Below are 16,357 nucleotides of genomic sequence, written 5' to 3' on the forward strand. Positions count from 1 at the left end.
TGTATTGGTTTTCGACTTGAAACCTTTTTTTGCAGTACATGTCCTGCTATAATAGATGGGTGATGAAGCAGGGGTTGTAAAGAATGTACTCTTATTGTAACCGTATTGCGTTCTTCTATAATTAGAAATTTTTGTGTAACGGAGGAGTTTTTTCATGGATAAGAAAATCGAAGTCCTATCAACGACGCGTATTAAATATTCGTCTGACTTGTATAAAATTGTTGATAGTTTGAATCGTACGTTAAAAGAACAGGACCTCATGTTCGGATTAGCATTAGACGAAAAAGATAAAGAAATAGCTGTATTTACGATTTACAGAACGTAGTGATACAATGAAAAAGTGGATCTTTGCAATCGTTATCGTAATCGTTGCTAGCGGAATATATGGGGCGTATGTTTACAATAAAGCAATGGAAAAGAAAATCCATAAAGAGGAAAAATCTGTAGAAATTGCGAAAGAAAAGGCAAAGCTTACAAAAGTAAAATCTGTTGATTATTATAATGGAAATTCTTCATATACAGTCGTACAAGGTGTAGACGAAAAAGGAGAACAAATTATTGTTTGGGTGCCTAATAAAAAAGGGAATGTCCTTGTGAAGAAAAAGAGTGAAGGTATTCCTGAAAAAGAAGCTTTGCAAAAGTTGGCTGAACAAGCTACAGGAAAAGGTGATGAGCCAAAGCCAAAGCCAAAAGAAATTATAAAAGTAAAATTAGGTGCTCAAAACGATATTCCGTTGTGGGAAATTACATATATTGATCAGGAAGATCGTTATACGTATTATTATTTAGAGTTTCAAAATGGGGCTTATGCTGGTCACTACAGCATTGAAAAATAGATGTAGGGGGAACTACAAATGAAATTAGCAAAGCGAGTAGCTGCTTTAACACCATCTGCAACTTTAGAAATTACAGCAAAGGCACAAGCATTAAAAGCAGAAGGTCATGATGTAATTGGATTAGGGGCAGGAGAACCTGACTTTAATACGCCAGAACATATTATGGATGCTGCACATAAAGCGATGTTAGAAGGACATACGAAGTATACACCAACAGGTGGATTACAAGCGTTAAAACAAGAAATTGTGAAGAAGTTTACACGTGATCAAGGAATTGCGTATGATCCATCTGAAATTATTGTATGTAACGGTGCAAAGCATGCATTATATACATTATTCCAAGTGTTACTTGATGAAGGAGATGAAGTTATCATCCCAACTCCTTATTGGGTAAGTTATCCTGAGCAAGTAAAGCTTGCTGGAGGTAAGCCAGTTTACGTAGAAGGCCTGGAAGACAATGAGTACAAAATTACAGCGAAGCAGCTGCGTGAGGCAATTACAGAGAAAACGAAAGCAGTTATTATTAATTCACCGAGCAATCCAACAGGAATGATTTATAGCAAAGAGGAATTACAACAGCTTGGAGAGGTATGTTTAGAACACGATATTTTAATCGTTTCAGATGAAATTTATGAAAAATTAATTTATGGTGGAGCAGAATATACTTCGATTGCCCAGCTTTCTAATGCATTAAAAGAACAAACACTTATTATTAATGGTGTATCTAAATCTCATTCTATGACAGGATGGCGTATTGGATATGCAGCAGGAAATAAGCAGCTTATTAAAGCGATGACGAACTTAGCGAGTCATAGTACGTCAAACCCTACTTCAATCGCTCAATACGGCGCAATTGCAGCATATGCAGGCTCACAAGAACCTGTAGAAACAATGCGTCAAGCATTTGAAGAAAGATTAAACATTATTTATGATAAATTAATTCAAATCCCTGGCTTTACTTGCATTAAACCACAAGGTGCATTTTACTTATTCCCTAATGTAAAAGAAGCTGTAGCTTTATCAGGATACGAAACTGTGGATGATTGGGCAAAAGCTCTATTAGAAGAGGAAAAAGTGGCTCTTGTACCAGGTACAGGATTTGGTGCTCCAAATAACGTTCGTTTATCATATGCGACATCTCTTGAACAAGTAGAGAAAGCATTAGAACGCATTCATACGTTTATGAAAAGTAAAGTGCAAGCTTAATTGTATATTTTATTAACGCAATACAAAAAACCTTCCTACATAATAGGAAGGTTTTTTTGACGAATTGTGGCAAAAAGAAATAGCGAAAGGTGTGTTATACTAGAGAGCGAGGTGTTTGGTGATGAAAAAGAAAATGATGTTACAGTGGTTTGAGCAGGGAAGCATTGCAATTCCAAAATTACTTATGATGCATTATAAAAAATTAGGGTTAAATGAAATGGAATTTATGGTTGTACTTCATGTACACACATTTTTAGAATCGGGCAATTCGTTTCCGACTCCGTCAGAGATTTCAGAACGGATGACGATTACTGAAATGAAATGTATGGAAGTAATTCAGACATTGATTCAAAAAGGTTTTTTATCACTAGAAGGTGGACAAAAATCAGAAGCGATGATGTGTGAAAGTTATTCTTTACAACCGCTATGGGAAAAAATATTGCATTTCTTAATGAACGAATCAATAGAGGAAGAACAAAAAGAAATAAAACAACTGCAAGTAAATTTATATACAGTATTTGAAAAAGAATTTGGAAGACCACTTTCTCCGTTTGAATGTGAAACGTTGGGTATGTGGGAAGATCAAGATCAACATCATCCGAATTTAATTCAAGCGGCCCTCAGGGAAGCTGTAATGAGCGGTAAGCTTAATTTCCGATATATTGATCGTATTTTATTTGAGTGGAAAAAGAATGGTATTAAAACAGTAGATCAAGCCCAAAACCAAGGACGGAAATTTAGAGCAAATCAACAACGAACGCAGCAAACGACAAAACAAGAGACGAAATTTACTGGGAAAGTGCCTTTTTATAATTGGTTGGAGCAGTAATGTAGGAGGAAGTATATGTTAAATAAAGCGCAAATTCGCTATTGTTTAGACACAATGGCGGATATGTATCCAGAAGCACATTGTGAATTAATTCATGATAATCCATTTGAATTAGTAATCGCGGTGGCGTTATCTGCACAATGTACAGATGCACTTGTAAATAAAGTGACGAAAAATTTATTTCAAAAATATAAAACACCAGAAGATTATTTAAGCGTGTCTTTAGAAGAATTACAACAAGATATACGTTCCATTGGATTGTTTAGAAATAAGGCGAAAAATATTCAAAAATTGTGCCAGATGTTGCTAGATGATTATAACGGGAAAGTTCCAGAAGACCGTGACGAGCTGACGAAATTACCAGGAGTAGGAAGAAAGACAGCGAATGTAGTTGTTTCGGTTGCATTTGGAATTCCAGCGATTGCTGTTGATACGCATGTAGAGAGAGTGAGTAAACGGTTAGCGATTTGTAGGTGGAAAGATTCGGTGTTAGAAGTAGAAAAGACATTAATGAAGAAAGTTCCGATGGATGAATGGGGCGTTACACATCATCGTATGATTTTCTTTGGGCGTTACCACTGTAAAGCACAGCGACCACAATGTGAAGAGTGCCGATTACTAGAAGTGTGTCGTGAAGGAAAGAAGCGAATGAAGGGGAAATAAAGGATGGAGCGAGTTATAGAAATACCGAAAGAATTTCGGTGCTTACCATTTTTTACAGAAAGCGTAACTTCGATTATGTATCATACAGATCAGTCTTTTGAAGAAATAATACAAAATACTTACTTTATATTTGATATTGAAAGACAATATGAGCCGTGGAATGAAATTGAAAATAGTATTCCTGTACTGTTGAATGTATGGAAAAGTAAGCATGAAGACATTGCTACGCTATTTCGAAACAGAAATAAACAAGAAGCTGAAGGTCCAATGATTCTTTTTGCGGCACATTTGTTATCGATTATATATTGGCTAAATGAGCAACCTGTTCATAGTTTGAATGAAATGGAAGCTTATACGAGTAAATTGGAAGTACAACCAGTTAATTTTATGGAGCGATATTCGTTCATTATAAAGAAACCGAATAATTATCATTCCTATATTCAGTTAGCGCAGTTGTATATTGAAATAGAAAAGCTATATGTTAAGAAAATGATAACAAAAAAGAAGTCCTTTCCTCGTTAAGAGAAAGGACTTCTTTTTTTGTATTAAGACTCTGTTGTGACAACATTTCCGTCTGCGTGAGGTGTATCTCCTCCGGTATTTTGTTGTTGTTCTTGTTGCTTGTGTTGTTCTTCTTCAGCTTTTTTTCTAGCAGCCTCTTCTTCAGCTTTCTTTCTAGCAGCTTCTTCTTCGGCTTTCTTTCTAGCAGCTTCTTCTTCAGCAGCCTTTTTCTGAGCTTCTTCTTGTTGTTTACGTTGTTGTTCTTGTTGTTGCTGTTGCTCTTGTTGTTTACGCTGCTCTTCAGCAGCTTTTTTCTGAGCTTCTTCTTGTTTTAATTTATCTCCATTAGCCTTTTTCTGAGCTTCCTCATCAGCTTTTTTCTGAGCTTCTTCTTCGGCTTTCTTTTTGGCAGCTTCCTCTTCAGTTTTCTTCGCATCTGGAGTTCCGCCAGGCGCAGTGAAGGATGCTCCAACTGCTGGGCTTGTTCCAGTACCTTTTTTCGCTACTACAGAGAAGCTGTAAGTAACGCCAGGTTTAATACCACCAAGAGAAGCTGTCGTACCACTTATTGATAGGCTACCACTTGAACCGTCAGTCGCTTTATAGCTTGCTGCATACGCATCAACTTCTGTTGGTCCAGACCAGTTTAGTGTAACAGTACTAGCGCCATCGAAAGTGACATTAAGACCACTAGGTGCATCTACTTTAATTTGTTTAATTGCATCTTTTTTCGCACCTTTTACGTATAACTCTCCGTTTATTTCTTGTACAGAAGAAGGACGCTCGAAACGGGATTTATCTGTAGCGAATTTGCTCATCATTACTTGGAACATTTGTTGTGCAATTCTAGTATAACGATCACTAATGTAGTTTTCTGGGCCATTTTTTTCGTAACCAGTCCATACTGCCATTGTATATTGCGGTGTATATCCAGCGAACCAACTATCTCTGTTTGCATCAGCTGGAATACCATATTTTTTAAGAACGTCTTCATCAAAGTTTTGTGTTCCTGTTTTACCGGCAACATCAACACCTGAAACGTATGCTGTTGGACCAGTACCGCCAGCACCAGGTTTTACTACGTCACGAAGAACGTCAGTCACCATGTAAGCTGTGTAGTCTTGCATCGCACGTTGTTCTTTCGGTTTAAAACTTTTCTTTTTCCCATCTGGGAAGATAACTTCTTTTACGAAGTGCGGTTTATTGTAGTTCCCACCGTTACCAAAGGCTGCATATGACCCCGCTAATTGTAATGGAGAACTATCGTTACTACCAATTGCTGTTGATTCAAATGTTTTGCCGTCTTTAAATGTCATACCTAAACCTTCAGCAAACGCTTGTGACTTAGGAAGACCAACCGCTTGAGCTGTCTTTAAAGCTGGAATGTTTAATGACTTTTTCAAAGCTTCACGTAGTGAAACGTCACCTTTGTAACTATTTGTTGCATTTCGTATTTTTTTACCAGTGGAATACGTATACTCTGAGTCATTTAATTGATGATATGTAGACCATTGTAAATTCTCAATTGCTGGACCGTAGTCGAAAATTGGTTTCATTGTTGAACCAACTTGGCGTTTTAAATCAGTGGCCATATTATGACCTTTGAAAGTAGACTTACTTTCTTTACGCCCAGCTCCAATTGCTCGAACTTCTCCAGATTGTGTATCCATAAATACGAATGATCCTTGGAATTGATCGTTCGGATACTTAATAAGATTGCCATCCATAATTTTTTCAGCATAATCTTGAGCATCTTGGTCAAGTGTTGTATGAATCGTTAAACCATCTGAACCGATATTTATATCGGGATATTCTTTTTCAACTTCTTTTACAACAGCATCTAAAAATGCTTGATACTTCATCTCAGTTACTTCTGAAGCCGGTTGAAGACCCTCAGTTACAGAGATTTTCATTGCGTTATCCATTTCATCTTTTGTTATATAACCATGTCGATTCATTAATGACAATACGACATTACGACGATTTGTTGCTCGTTCAACATTTTCCTTTTTGGTTGGATCATAAATGTTTGGACCTTGGGGTAAACCAGCGAGCATAGCAGCTTCATGTAACTGTAAGTCTTTTAAATCTTTGTTATAATATTTTTGGGCTGCTGTTGCAATACCGTACGAACGGTTACCTAAGTTAATCTTATTTAAGTACATTTCTAAGATCTCATGTTTAGAGTATTGTTGCTCTAATTTGTAAGATAGGTACCATTCTTGTACTTTTCTCTTCGCAGTTTTGTCCATCGTTAGAAAATAGTTTTTGACTACTTGTTGTGTAATCGTACTACCACCTTGAGATCCGAACCCTCCAGTGACATTTTCCATAACTGCTTTTGTAGTTCGTTTAAAATCAATTCCATTATGATCATAGAAACGTGAATCCTCAGTTGCAAGGAATGCACTTTCAACTACCTTTGGAATTTGATCATACGTAACGTGGGTTCGTTTTTCAGCACCGTATTCATAGAAAAAGTTCCCATTCTTATCAAGAAACTTTGTTGATAAAGGATTGACAAGTTTTGATTTGTCTAATTTTGGAGCGTCCTTCACCATAACAAAGAAAGCGGAAACGCTAGCTATAAGACCAACGATACCAAGAAGTAGACAACCTATAAGGAATTTTTTAAAAAAGGAGCCCTTTTTCTTTGGTTTTTTTTCTTTATTTGTTTCTTGCTTTTGATTTTGATTTTTTACATGATTTCGTTCTGTACGAGAACGATAATTATCTGACATTATACTTTCTCCTACCTTTCATTCTCTCCCCAAAAGTCGAAAAAAGAGCCTTAGTGATGACTCTATCACGAAAAATAAACCGTGTCTAGTACACGGATATAATCAATCCGAGGGTGATAACCGCATGATAATAAAGATCCATGCTCTTCTATTTCTTCTTTCGTAATCGATTTCCGTCCACCAGTATTTTGACGATTCCAAAATGCAATAATATGTTTTGCATCTAGTAAATAAAGTTCATCAAAAAGTGTAAATTTAATAATAACAAATGCAATTCCATCATGAACGATTACTTGCTTCATATGTTCAATTTGATGAAGGTGGAAGTTTTGAAGTGGAAAGCTGGTTTTATTTTTTGTTTCTTTCGCTTCAAAATCGATGTATTTCCCTTTGTATACACCGTTGTAATCTGTTGTAGAAGGTTGTTTAAAATACGCTTCTTTTACCACTGCAGCACTTCGAGCGGGGTAATCTACTTTTACAATTTGAAGAGGTGTAGGTTTTTTATGTACACATGCAATATTATGGGTTAAGTAATATTCATTTGTTTCATTCAATTCCTCTTCAAGGGACATACCTCTATTACTATAAGTATGTTTTTTAATTGGTGTTTTATGGGGTTGTGAAGCTTGATTGTACCGTTTTCCGTTTGGGTAACGAATGGTCATAGTGTGTCCACTCCCAACTTGCTAAGAATTACTTACAAAGGTGATTATAACAAAAAATGAAAAAAGATGTGACCTTTTTGAAGAAAGGTATGATGACTTATTTATGTTTACATGGAATGATTATGAGAAAATTAAACAATATCGTAAAAATATGGTTTGTACAGACGAAGAAAAAACAATCGTTTATAACATTAAGAGGCAAATAGAAATGGCTAATATGGACAACATTTCTCGAACACAGTCTTATCAAGAATATTATGTAAGGAACAGTGAAATTAGGTGGGCCTTTTTAGCAAGTATGGTCTCGAGAAATGCGGGATGGAATATGACTGATTTAAAAGGGAGATATTATGCTACTGTTTTACCTCAAACAGTAAAAAAACATTTGTTTCTGACTTATGAAGAAGCGAATTGGATTATTTTTTTAGATGCATTTCCTCAGCTATTGTTATACGAAGAAAGTAAGAGGAGGCAGGTACCACTATTCTATTTGTTACAATATTTTAACGTATCAATTTTTATGGAAAAAGAATGGATTTATTTTTGGGAAAAAAAAGATATAAATAGGCTCATGACAGCGCTTATTATAAATGAGCAAAATAAAATTCAAAAACCAGTTATTGAGAATTTATATTTTAAAAAACATGTATTCCATACTGCACTTTTTAAATTGCAAGAAATGCTTCATATTAGTGCTGTTATTTTTCCGACTGTTGAAGGGAGGATGTATGGTTTTTCAGTTTATCAATTTGAAACGTTACAAAAGCGTATAGAACTAGGGCAGAAATTAGCGGAGTTACTGTTTCATCCGAATTATAAAAGTTTATTCCATAGGTTTGCATTGCAAACTATACACACAGGATCAAGAGCAGATTATGAATATTATGTAAGAGAAGCTAGAAAATCTTGTACGCCAGCCCTTAGAGAAGTTTATCCTGTCGTTGCACATAAGGAAATAAGTATGAGAGATTGGTTTTGTAGAGATATGGAAATAAATGAGTTGTTTCTACTGGAAGAGTATAAGGGTGAAGTTGATATAACAGAATGGTATAAAAGAAAGAGGGAGCAAATCTATGTTGCTTCTATCGTAAATCGTTTTGTTAAAAGGATGGATGAGTTCGTGATATAATAAAAAAGAAGTCCCGTCTTCATAAATGAAGACGGGACTTCTTAATGTAAAGTAATCCTGCCGTGTATGCTAAGAATTTAATCTCAAAACGTAATGAATATAAGAGATTAAGGATGCTCAGAAATTAGCTTTTTGTAAAAGTGCTAAAGTTTCACTTTATGTAGCAGGGAAGTTTGGACCATCTAACTTAGGGTTGCCAGTCTCAGGTTTATTTTGTTTGTTTTGTTTTTTCTTTTTTTCGTTTTTGTTCTTTACCATTTTCATACACCTCCTTTTTGTATTGTTACCATTTCTATAAATGACATACAAAATGATTTCTTTGACGAATAACAACTAGTTTTGTCATGTGAGCAGGAGTGAGGAGTCATTCGGCGAAATTACATGACAAAGGAAAAGCAAAGAAGGGGGCGTTTTGTATATGGCGATGGTTCAGAAGGAAGATGTAATGAAAACAATGGATCAAATGTTAAGTTCTCTCGATTTGCTGGAAATGAATATAGGGATTAGAATGAATCATGCATTGAAGGATACGGGTGAAAAAATATGCAATAAGATAGAAATAACAGAAATGCATATTGAGCATATGGAAAATAAATTAGTGCATCACGAAGAAAAAGGGAATTGGGTGAAGGCATTTCAAAACGTCGTAGTGAGTGCATAATAAGGTGGGAATAAAATGAAGTATGAAGCATTAATACAATCTTCAGAAAAACTCATGCAGTATAATAATGAAGCGAATGTGAAAAAAAGAGAAATGATTGAGTACGATTTTTATAAGGATATGAAACCATTTGTAGATATGGTAGATGAGGAATTAAAAGTGTGGAAAGAATTAGCTTATAAATGGATTAAGGAAGAAAAACCGAAGTATATACATGTACAGCAAATTGATCAAGTGTACGATAATTTACAGACAAATGTGTTGCAATGTTTTGTAAATAAAGGTAAAGGTAACCGATTCTTTGAAACACATCAAGCCATTTCGTATACTTTGCAAAATATAATTGAGCAATGTAAGTAACAAGAGGGGAAACCCTCTTGTTTTTTTATGCTTCTGTCATTGTTGTAGGTTTTGTTGCACCGTTTATTTCTAATTCTTTTATTAATGTTCGGTAATCTGAAATGCATATTTTTTCTTCGAGATACCACTGTCTCGTAAAGTCTAACAATTCATTTACATTCTCTGTGTAATACCCCTTTTTTTGAGAAAACGCTTGTTTTAAATCCCCTAATACCATGTTGATTCCTCCCCCATGAGAATCTTCTTCTTCACTATCATAGCATGGAAGGGTTTTCTTTTTTAATTTTTTAAAAATTTAAACTTCCGACAAAAATAGACAGATACTCCGCCACACAAATTATTTTACAAGTACATATTATATATGTAGAAACTTATGTGAAGGAGGAGAGAATGCATGTTTCAACAATCTAACGTATATCAGCAATCTAATCCATATGCACAGCAAAATATGTACCAATATAATACGGATACATATTTACGGTATAATATGTATCCTTTCGAGCCTAATTATGGAAATCAAAATTATTACCAGCCATTTGAAGTGTCGTTTATGAATCAACCACAACAACAGCAGCAACCCCATACGAATCAACAACAGCAGCCCTATATGGATCAACAGCAGCAACCCTATACGAATCAACAGCAGCAACCCTATATGGATCAACAGCAGCAACCCTATATGGATCAACAACAGCAACCTTATATGAATTCACAATACTATATGCCACCACCATCTCCCTATGGAAATCAACAAGCGATGTTTTATCCACCAAAACAACCGTACCCGACGCAGAATAAACAAAAACAACAACAGCAACCGAGTCAATTTTCTAGTTTTGTTTCCCAATTTAAAAACTCAGATGGTAACTATGATGTAAATAAAATGATGAATACAGCTGGACAAATGATGAATGCGATGAACCAAGTGACAGGTATTGTAAAGCAAGTTGGAGGTTTTTTTGGTAAGTAATCTTGGGGGTTGTCTATAAAAAGCATTACGTATAAAGCAGAAGGCTAGACAAATTTCCTTGTAATAAATGGGTATATATAACAAACGGCTTTCTCTCTTTTCTCATATTGTAAAGTGTAGTCAGATTTTTTTAACGAGAGAGGAGAGAAAAAACTATGCATCATTGTCATCCTTGTTTTGGAGGGCATAAGCCTGTAGGACCTATTTGTACAACTGCTCCTGTCATTCATCCGACGAAACAATGCGTAACACATTCTTTTTCAACAACGGTGGTGCCACACATTTTCCCAACGCATACAACACATGTTCATCATCAACAAATTAAAAACCAAAACTTCTTCCCACAAACAAACTCGAATGTAAATGTTGTAGACCCGATCGATCCAGGGTTCGGCGGCGGATGTGGACCATGTGGTCATGGACATCATGGACATCATGGACATCACGTATCACCATTTGGACCAGGACCAAATGTATCACCATTCGGACCAGGACCAAACGTATCACCATTCGGACCAGGACCAAACGTATCACCATTTTTACCAAACAATGTATCACCAGTAGGTCCGAATATTGGACCAAACGTTGGTGGAATATTTAAAAAGTAAATGATATGTTAGAACTAGCGAAATGCTAGTTCTTTTTTTGTAATTGGAGTGTTGATATGAAAGTTATTGCTGTAACGGGATATAAGCCATTTGAACTTGGTATATTTAAAAATGATCATCCAGGGGTGGAATGTATAAAAAAAGCATTGCATCGAAAATTAACTACTTTTGTAGAAGAAGGTTTGGAATGGGTGATAATAAGTGGGCAGTTAGGAGTCGAATTATGGGCTGCTGAAGTTGTTTTTGAAATTCAAGTAGAATATCCAAATCTAAAATTAGCGGTATTTACTCCGTTTTTAGAACAAGAAGAAAGCTGGAAGGAAGATAACCGTGAATATTACGAATGTATTCTCTCTCAAGCAGACCATATTGATAGTATTACGAAACGGAAGTACGAAAGCCCGGAACAATTTAAATTAAAAAATCAATTTTTTATTGAAAAAAGTGATGCACTTTTAGCTGTATATGATGAAGAAAAACCAGGGAGTCCCAAATATATTGTAGAAGCAGCAAAGAAAAAAGGAGAAATAGAAAATTATCACAGTTATTTTATTCTTTTTTCTGATTTACAAGATATAATAGAAGAGGAACAGTGGAATAATGCTGAGTAATATGTAATATAGTACTCGTATATATGATTGACAAAAGGCATTGTTTCTGAAAAAATTTAGGTAATGAAAGTTTTGGCAAAAATTTGAGGTGAAGAAAATGATTTCGGATAAAATTAAATTAACGGCGAAAGATATTTTAGAAAAAGAATTTAAAACAGGCATGAGAGGCTATCAACAAGAAGAAGTAGACAAGTTTCTTGATATGATCATTAAAGACTATGAAGCTTTCCACAAGGAGTTTGATCAATTAAAGCAACAAAATGCTCGTTTAAAGCGTGAATTAGAGGAACAAAAATTAGTAGCAACGCAAGTGCCACAACAACCAGTTGTACAAACACCAGTTGCACAACCTGTATATAACAACACGAATACGGACATTTTAAAACGTCTATCTAATTTAGAAAAAGCTGTATTTGGAAGTAAGTTATACGAATAATTTCTAGTGGTAAAAAGGTTAAAGCATTTTACATAGAAAAAAACATTGCAAAATCTTTTTGTTTCCACTATACTAATGGATGTCATAACGTTTGGGTAATCGCTGCAACGCTAACGTTGTAGAGGAAAGTCCATGCTCGCACGGCCTGAGATGGCTGTAGTGTTCGTGCCTAGCCAATTCATAAGCTAGGGTATTCTGGCTGTAAGGCTGGTTTAACGGCAGGGAAAAAACCTAAGTCCTTTCGGATATGGTTTGACTACCTTTAAAGTGCCACAGTGACGAAGTCCTTGAAGAAATGATAGGAGTGGAACGAGGTAAACCCCACGAGCGAGAAACCCAAATAATGGTAGGGGAATCTTTTCCAAGGAAATGAACGATGGGAAAGGACAGGTTGTATAACCTGTAGATAGATGATTGCCACCGGAGTACGAGGCGTGGGCCGTTTGCAGTACAAAGGAACAGAACATGGCTTACAGAACGTTATGAACCAACTATGAAATAACTCAGCTCTCCTTTGTTAGAGGAGGGCTTTTTATTTGTATGAAGTTATAAATTATGAGTTAAAATGGTTAATGAGAAAATTCTTCGTAAAATGTAATGATTAATAGGACAAATTGCTATTAATTATTGTTTAACTATACATAAGAGGTGAATGCAAATGGGAAAAGTTACTTTAATTGCAACAGCGGCAATGGGTATTGAAGCGTTAGTTGCCCGAGAAGTTCGTGATCTTGGTTATGAATGCCAAGTGGAAAACAGCAAAGTAACATTTGAAGCAGATGAAAAGGCGATTTGTCGCACGAACTTATGGTTACGTACTGCGGACCGTGTGAAAATTAAAGTTGGCGAATTCAAAGCGACAACATTTGATGAGCTGTTTGAAAAGACGAAAGCATTAAACTGGGGAGATTATATTCCAGAGAATGGGGAATTCCCTGTAATTGGTAAATCGTTAAAATCTGAGTTGTTCAGTGTTTCAGATTGCCAACGTATCGTTAAAAAAGCTGTCGTTGAAAAATTAAAAACAACATATAAACGTACAACTTGGTTTGAAGAAGATGGTCCGTTATTCCGTATTGAGATCGCAATGCTCAAGGATATTGCAACATTAACAATTGATGCAAGTGGTGTTGGACTTCATAAACGTGGATACCGTATGGATCAAGGGGAAGCCCCATTAAAAGAAACATTGGCTGCGTCTTTAATTAAGTTAACAAACTGGAAGCCGGATCGTCCTTTCGTGGATCCTTTCTGTGGATCAGGTACAATTCCGATTGAAGCAGCATTAATTGGACAAAATATTGCACCAGGATTTAACCGTGGCTTCGCATCAGATGAGTGGGGCTGGGTTGGTAAACAAAACTGGCGTGAAGCTCGTCAAGAAGCTGAAGATTTAGCGAATTATAATCAACCACTACAAATCATTGGGTCAGATATTGATCATCGTATGATCCGAGTTGCTCAAGATAATGCAGAAGAAGTGGGCTTAAGTGATTTAATTACATTTAAACAAATGCAAGTAAAAGATTTCACGACAAAAGAGGATTATGGCTATGTTGTAACGAATCCTCCATACGGAGAACGTTTAAGTGAAAAAGCACTCGTTGAACAATTGTACAAAGAAATGGGACAAGTATTCCGCCCATTAGATACATGGTCAGCGTATGTATTAACAAGCTACGAAGCATTTGAAAAGTGTTATGGAAAAGATGCATCGAAGAAACGTAAACTGTTTAATGGGTTTATCCGTACAGATTACTACCAATACTTCGGAAAACGTCCACCGCGTAATTCATAGTATAAAACTCCTCCAGCGCGCATATACTGGCTATTATGTAATGCGTAAAGGAGGACGTGATATGGATAGTTTCCAATTATCTATGATTCAAAAAGCTATTCATCGTACGTATGATGAGATCGGGAGAGAAGTGGATAGCCAAGGTACGATTGTAGAGGAAATACAAAAAGCACAAGAAGAATATTTGTCAGCTCTTTCACACGAAACAGCGATTGATAAACGGTATTTAAAGTCATTAATATAGAAAAAAATTTTCCTTTTTCGAAAGGAAAATTTTTTTTCGTGTATTTCTATGTATGGCAACAGGGGAAAGTGGCTGCACACATATGAGTAGCAGTTGCTATATCTTTTTATAGAAAAACTTTTTGGTTGGAGGCTAAGGATGTTTACTGAGAAGAGATTACCATTTGAAGTAGGAAAACAAGATAATTTTTATGATAAGTTGAATGAATGGATTGGAGATGTGTTTTACGATATCCTTCCGGAAAAAGGCTTTGAAGAGCGTGATGAACAAATTTTTATGGCGTTTCAATTAGAGCGTGCTTTCCAAGAAAAGAAAGTAATGTTCGCAGAAGCGGGTGTAGGAACAGGGAAAACAATTGTATATCTTCTATATGCAATTTGCTATGCGCGTTATACTGGAAAACCAGCTATTATCGCTTGTGCTGATGAAACGTTAATTGAGCAGCTTGTGAAAGAAGAAGGAGACATTGCTAAGTTATCTGAAGCATTAGGACTATCTGTTGATGTTAGACTTGCGAAATCAATGGATAATTATTTATGTTTACGTAAACTTGAAGATGTTATGAGTGGACGAGCTCCAGAAGTAATTGAAGATGTATACTACGAATTACCACAGTTTGTATTCGATCATGGTACGATGCAAAACTTTACTCACTACGGCGACAGAAAAGAATTTCCACTTTTAAATGATGAGGAATGGTCAAAAGTAAATTGGGATTACTTCCAAGATTGCTTCACTTGTGATTCTCGTCATCGTTGTGGTCAAACTCTTTCTCGTGAACATTATCGTAAAGCGGCAGATTTAATTATTTGTTCTCAAGATTTCTACATGGATCATATTTGGACGTACGATGCTCGTAAGCGTGAAGGGCAAATTCCGTTATTACCTGAAAGTAGCTGCGTTGTATTCGATGAAGGACATCTTGTAGAATATGCAGCTCAAAAAGCTTTAACATATCGTTTAAAGCAAACGATGATGGAGCAACTTTTAACAAGATTGTTGCAAAACGATATTCGTGAAGAGTTTGCACATTTAGTAGAAGAAACAATTTGGCAAACAGAGCGATTCTTTGATGTGTTACAAGAAAATAAAAAGGAAATCGCCGGTTCTGATCGTTTAGAAATTACTGTGACAGAAAAAGTAACAGCTGAAGCGAATAGACTTTATGCGAAAATTGGTGAAGTCGGTGATGCATTAGTATTTGAAAGTGAAATGCATACAGTAAACACGTATGATTTAAATATCGTTGATGAACATTTAGATGTATTAGAACATTCACTTCGTCTGTTCATGCACGAGAAAAATGTAATTACATGGGGTGAAGAAGGTGATGGAGCCTTCACGTTAGTGATTATGCCACGTGCAGTTGAAGAAGTATTACAAGAGAAAGTATTCTCGAAGAAAATCCCGTATATTTTCTCTTCTGCTACATTATCTAACAACGATTCATTCGAATTTACAGCAAATAGCCTAGGGGTAAAAGATTACTTATCATTCTCAGTTGCCTCACCGTTTGATTATGAGGAGCAAATGGCAGTAAACTTACTATCGCATACGAAAGAGAACGAATGGGAAAGAAAGTGTCAATATACACTTGAAAATATACAGAAAACAAATGGACGTACACTTGTATTATTCCGTACAACACAAGAACTTGCAGCGTTTAAAGAATATGTAAGTAAAGAACAAATGTCCGTTCCGTTCCTATATGAAGGGGATCAAGAAATTAGTCAGCTCGTTTCTCGTTTCCAAAATGAAGAAGAGACTGTACTTTGTGCTGTTCATTTATGGGAAGGTTTAGATATTCCAGGTTCATCATTATCGCATGTTATTATTTGGTCATTACCATTCCCTCCAAACGATCCTGTGTTTGAAGCGAAGCGTAAACATGTAAATAATCCATTCTGGGATGTAGATGTACCGTATATGATTTTACGTCTTCGTCAAGGGATTGGACGTTTAATTCGTACGAGCGACGATAAAGGTGCTATATCAATCTTCTTATCTGATACAGAAGATGAGAAAGTGATAGAAGCGGTGAAAAACGTACTACCAGTAGAAGGTAAAGAATTATAAGGAGAAAGCTTGGCGCTTGC

Annotated in this window: 20 protein-coding genes and 1 other RNA gene; 17 read left to right on the forward strand and 4 right to left on the reverse strand. The window is 35.9% G+C overall.

All coding sequences use genetic code 11. From position 1 onward, the window contains the following. Positions 1-154 precede the first annotated feature (154 nt). The 6 genes from ABH961_RS03080 to ABH961_RS03105 all read left to right on the forward strand — a co-directional run bounded on the left by ABH961_RS03080 (position 155) and on the right by ABH961_RS03105 (position 4,056). Positions 155-325, forward strand: a complete 171-nt coding sequence (locus tag ABH961_RS03080) for a YpmA family protein (protein ID WP_000358351.1) — start codon at positions 155-157, stop codon at positions 323-325. 7 nt (positions 326-332) lie between these two features. Continuing rightward, entirely contained in the window at positions 333-836 is a 504-nt protein-coding gene (locus ABH961_RS03085; protein WP_000758745.1) for a cell wall elongation regulator TseB-like domain-containing protein, read from the forward strand. An 18-nt stretch (positions 837-854) separates the two neighbouring features. After that, a complete protein-coding gene (gene aspB / locus ABH961_RS03090; RefSeq protein WP_000761545.1) occupies positions 855-2,042 on the forward strand; it encodes an aspartate transaminase AspB in 1,188 nt (395 codons plus the stop codon). Positions 2,043-2,163: 121 nt separating this feature from the next. Continuing rightward, the gene (gene dnaD / locus ABH961_RS03095) at positions 2,164-2,871 is read left to right on the forward strand and encodes a DNA replication protein DnaD (RefSeq protein ID WP_000728534.1); all 708 of its coding nucleotides are present in this window, start codon (positions 2,164-2,166) and stop codon (positions 2,869-2,871) included. Between the two features lie 15 nt (positions 2,872-2,886). Then, the gene (nth, locus tag ABH961_RS03100; protein ID WP_098047384.1) at positions 2,887-3,534 is read left to right on the forward strand and encodes an endonuclease III; all 648 of its coding nucleotides are present in this window, start codon (positions 2,887-2,889) and stop codon (positions 3,532-3,534) included. Positions 3,535-3,537: 3 nt separating this feature from the next. After that, positions 3,538-4,056 carry a YpoC family protein gene (locus ABH961_RS03105; protein ID WP_098078650.1) on the forward strand — a complete coding sequence of 173 codons (519 nt, stop codon included), beginning with the start codon at positions 3,538-3,540 and terminating at the stop codon, positions 4,054-4,056. A gap of 23 nt (positions 4,057-4,079) precedes the next feature. Here ABH961_RS03105 and ABH961_RS03110 read toward each other — a convergent pair whose 3' ends face one another. After that, positions 4,080-6,776: a PBP1A family penicillin-binding protein gene (locus ABH961_RS03110; protein WP_404518866.1), complete on the reverse strand. Its 2,697-nt coding sequence runs from the start codon at positions 6,774-6,776 to the stop codon at positions 4,080-4,082. 65 nt (positions 6,777-6,841) lie between these two features. Beyond that, positions 6,842-7,444: a Holliday junction resolvase RecU gene (recU, locus tag ABH961_RS03115; protein WP_046958934.1), complete on the reverse strand. Its 603-nt coding sequence runs from the start codon at positions 7,442-7,444 to the stop codon at positions 6,842-6,844. A gap of 103 nt (positions 7,445-7,547) precedes the next feature. Between recU and ABH961_RS03120 the strand changes: the two genes are divergently transcribed. Further along, entirely contained in the window at positions 7,548-8,573 is a 1,026-nt protein-coding gene (locus ABH961_RS03120) for a DUF2515 domain-containing protein (protein WP_404518868.1), read from the forward strand. Positions 8,574-8,729: 156 nt separating this feature from the next. Here the strand turns inward: ABH961_RS03120 and ABH961_RS03125 are convergent, their stop codons facing one another. Further along, positions 8,730-8,906 (reverse strand): hypothetical protein, encoded by a 177-nt coding sequence (locus ABH961_RS03125; RefSeq protein ID WP_003304757.1) that lies wholly within the window; start codon positions 8,904-8,906, stop codon positions 8,730-8,732. Between the two features lie 85 nt (positions 8,907-8,991). Between ABH961_RS03125 and ABH961_RS03130 the strand changes: the two genes are divergently transcribed. Further along, complete coding sequence (locus ABH961_RS03130; protein ID WP_001252041.1) at positions 8,992-9,234, forward strand: hypothetical protein; 243 nt, start codon at positions 8,992-8,994, stop codon at positions 9,232-9,234. A 15-nt stretch (positions 9,235-9,249) separates the two neighbouring features. After that, on the forward strand, positions 9,250-9,594 hold the full coding sequence (locus ABH961_RS03135) for a YppE family protein (RefSeq protein WP_404518869.1): 345 nt from the start codon (positions 9,250-9,252) through the stop codon (positions 9,592-9,594). A gap of 25 nt (positions 9,595-9,619) precedes the next feature. Here the strand turns inward: ABH961_RS03135 and ABH961_RS03140 are convergent, their stop codons facing one another. Continuing rightward, entirely contained in the window at positions 9,620-9,811 is a 192-nt protein-coding gene (locus tag ABH961_RS03140) for a YppF family protein (protein ID WP_404518870.1), read from the reverse strand. Positions 9,812-9,988: 177 nt separating this feature from the next. On the opposite strand from ABH961_RS03140, the gene ABH961_RS03145 reads away from it, so the two are divergent. The 8 genes from ABH961_RS03145 (at position 9,989) to ABH961_RS03180 (ending at position 16,337) form a co-directional block, all read left to right on the forward strand. Continuing rightward, the gene (locus tag ABH961_RS03145; RefSeq protein ID WP_088082998.1) at positions 9,989-10,564 is read left to right on the forward strand and encodes a YppG family protein; all 576 of its coding nucleotides are present in this window, start codon (positions 9,989-9,991) and stop codon (positions 10,562-10,564) included. A 155-nt stretch (positions 10,565-10,719) separates the two neighbouring features. Then, entirely contained in the window at positions 10,720-11,172 is a 453-nt protein-coding gene (locus tag ABH961_RS03150) for a CotD family spore coat protein (protein ID WP_404518872.1), read from the forward strand. A 56-nt stretch (positions 11,173-11,228) separates the two neighbouring features. Beyond that, entirely contained in the window at positions 11,229-11,783 is a 555-nt protein-coding gene (locus ABH961_RS03155) for an SLOG family protein (protein WP_048543489.1), read from the forward strand. Between the two features lie 97 nt (positions 11,784-11,880). Beyond that, positions 11,881-12,219: a cell division regulator GpsB gene (gene gpsB / locus ABH961_RS03160; protein WP_000622425.1), complete on the forward strand. Its 339-nt coding sequence runs from the start codon at positions 11,881-11,883 to the stop codon at positions 12,217-12,219. 87 nt (positions 12,220-12,306) lie between these two features. Further along, an RNA gene (rnpB, locus tag ABH961_RS03165) (RNase P RNA component class B) lies at positions 12,307-12,697 on the forward strand. Positions 12,698-12,877: 180 nt separating this feature from the next. Further along, positions 12,878-14,017, forward strand: coding sequence for a THUMP domain-containing class I SAM-dependent RNA methyltransferase (locus ABH961_RS03170; RefSeq protein ID WP_000521230.1), 1,140 nt, complete (start codon positions 12,878-12,880; stop codon positions 14,015-14,017). A 61-nt stretch (positions 14,018-14,078) separates the two neighbouring features. Beyond that, on the forward strand, positions 14,079-14,261 hold the full coding sequence (locus ABH961_RS03175) for a DUF3921 family protein (RefSeq protein ID WP_098078637.1): 183 nt from the start codon (positions 14,079-14,081) through the stop codon (positions 14,259-14,261). A gap of 138 nt (positions 14,262-14,399) precedes the next feature. Then, positions 14,400-16,337 carry an ATP-dependent DNA helicase gene (locus tag ABH961_RS03180; RefSeq protein WP_404518875.1) on the forward strand — a complete coding sequence of 646 codons (1,938 nt, stop codon included), beginning with the start codon at positions 14,400-14,402 and terminating at the stop codon, positions 16,335-16,337. Positions 16,338-16,357 lie beyond the last annotated feature (20 nt).

Origin of the sequence: Bacillus sp. RC251, from assembly GCF_044908765.1 — a bacterium.
GTDB lineage: Bacteria > Bacillota > Bacilli > Bacillales > Bacillaceae_G > Bacillus_A > Bacillus_A wiedmannii.

Excerpts from the sequence above, each read along its gene's own strand:
- gpsB (WP_000622425.1), top strand. The coding sequence starts at position 11,881 with ATGATTTCGGATAAAATTAAATTAACGGCGAAAGATATTTTAGAAAAA.
- ABH961_RS03110 (WP_404518866.1), bottom strand. The coding sequence starts at position 6,776 with ATGTCAGATAATTATCGTTCTCGTACAGAACGAAATCATGTAAAAAAT.
- ABH961_RS03130 (WP_001252041.1), top strand. The coding sequence starts at position 8,992 with ATGGCGATGGTTCAGAAGGAAGATGTAATGAAAACAATGGATCAAATG.
- ABH961_RS03155 (WP_048543489.1), top strand. The coding sequence starts at position 11,229 with ATGAAAGTTATTGCTGTAACGGGATATAAGCCATTTGAACTTGGTATA.
- ABH961_RS03170 (WP_000521230.1), top strand. The coding sequence starts at position 12,878 with ATGGGAAAAGTTACTTTAATTGCAACAGCGGCAATGGGTATTGAAGCG.
- ABH961_RS03085 (WP_000758745.1), top strand. The coding sequence starts at position 333 with ATGAAAAAGTGGATCTTTGCAATCGTTATCGTAATCGTTGCTAGCGGA.
- dnaD (WP_000728534.1), top strand. The coding sequence starts at position 2,164 with ATGAAAAAGAAAATGATGTTACAGTGGTTTGAGCAGGGAAGCATTGCA.
- recU (WP_046958934.1), bottom strand. The coding sequence starts at position 7,444 with ATGACCATTCGTTACCCAAACGGAAAACGGTACAATCAAGCTTCACAA.
- ABH961_RS03105 (WP_098078650.1), top strand. The coding sequence starts at position 3,538 with ATGGAGCGAGTTATAGAAATACCGAAAGAATTTCGGTGCTTACCATTT.
- ABH961_RS03135 (WP_404518869.1), top strand. The coding sequence starts at position 9,250 with ATGAAGTATGAAGCATTAATACAATCTTCAGAAAAACTCATGCAGTAT.
- ABH961_RS03080 (WP_000358351.1), top strand. The coding sequence starts at position 155 with ATGGATAAGAAAATCGAAGTCCTATCAACGACGCGTATTAAATATTCG.
- ABH961_RS03140 (WP_404518870.1), bottom strand. The coding sequence starts at position 9,811 with ATGGTATTAGGGGATTTAAAACAAGCGTTTTCTCAAAAAAAGGGGTAT.
- aspB (WP_000761545.1), top strand. The coding sequence starts at position 855 with ATGAAATTAGCAAAGCGAGTAGCTGCTTTAACACCATCTGCAACTTTA.
- ABH961_RS03175 (WP_098078637.1), top strand. The coding sequence starts at position 14,079 with ATGGATAGTTTCCAATTATCTATGATTCAAAAAGCTATTCATCGTACG.
- ABH961_RS03120 (WP_404518868.1), top strand. The coding sequence starts at position 7,548 with ATGTTTACATGGAATGATTATGAGAAAATTAAACAATATCGTAAAAAT.
- ABH961_RS03145 (WP_088082998.1), top strand. The coding sequence starts at position 9,989 with ATGTTTCAACAATCTAACGTATATCAGCAATCTAATCCATATGCACAG.
- ABH961_RS03180 (WP_404518875.1), top strand. The coding sequence starts at position 14,400 with ATGTTTACTGAGAAGAGATTACCATTTGAAGTAGGAAAACAAGATAAT.
- nth (WP_098047384.1), top strand. The coding sequence starts at position 2,887 with ATGTTAAATAAAGCGCAAATTCGCTATTGTTTAGACACAATGGCGGAT.
- ABH961_RS03150 (WP_404518872.1), top strand. The coding sequence starts at position 10,720 with ATGCATCATTGTCATCCTTGTTTTGGAGGGCATAAGCCTGTAGGACCT.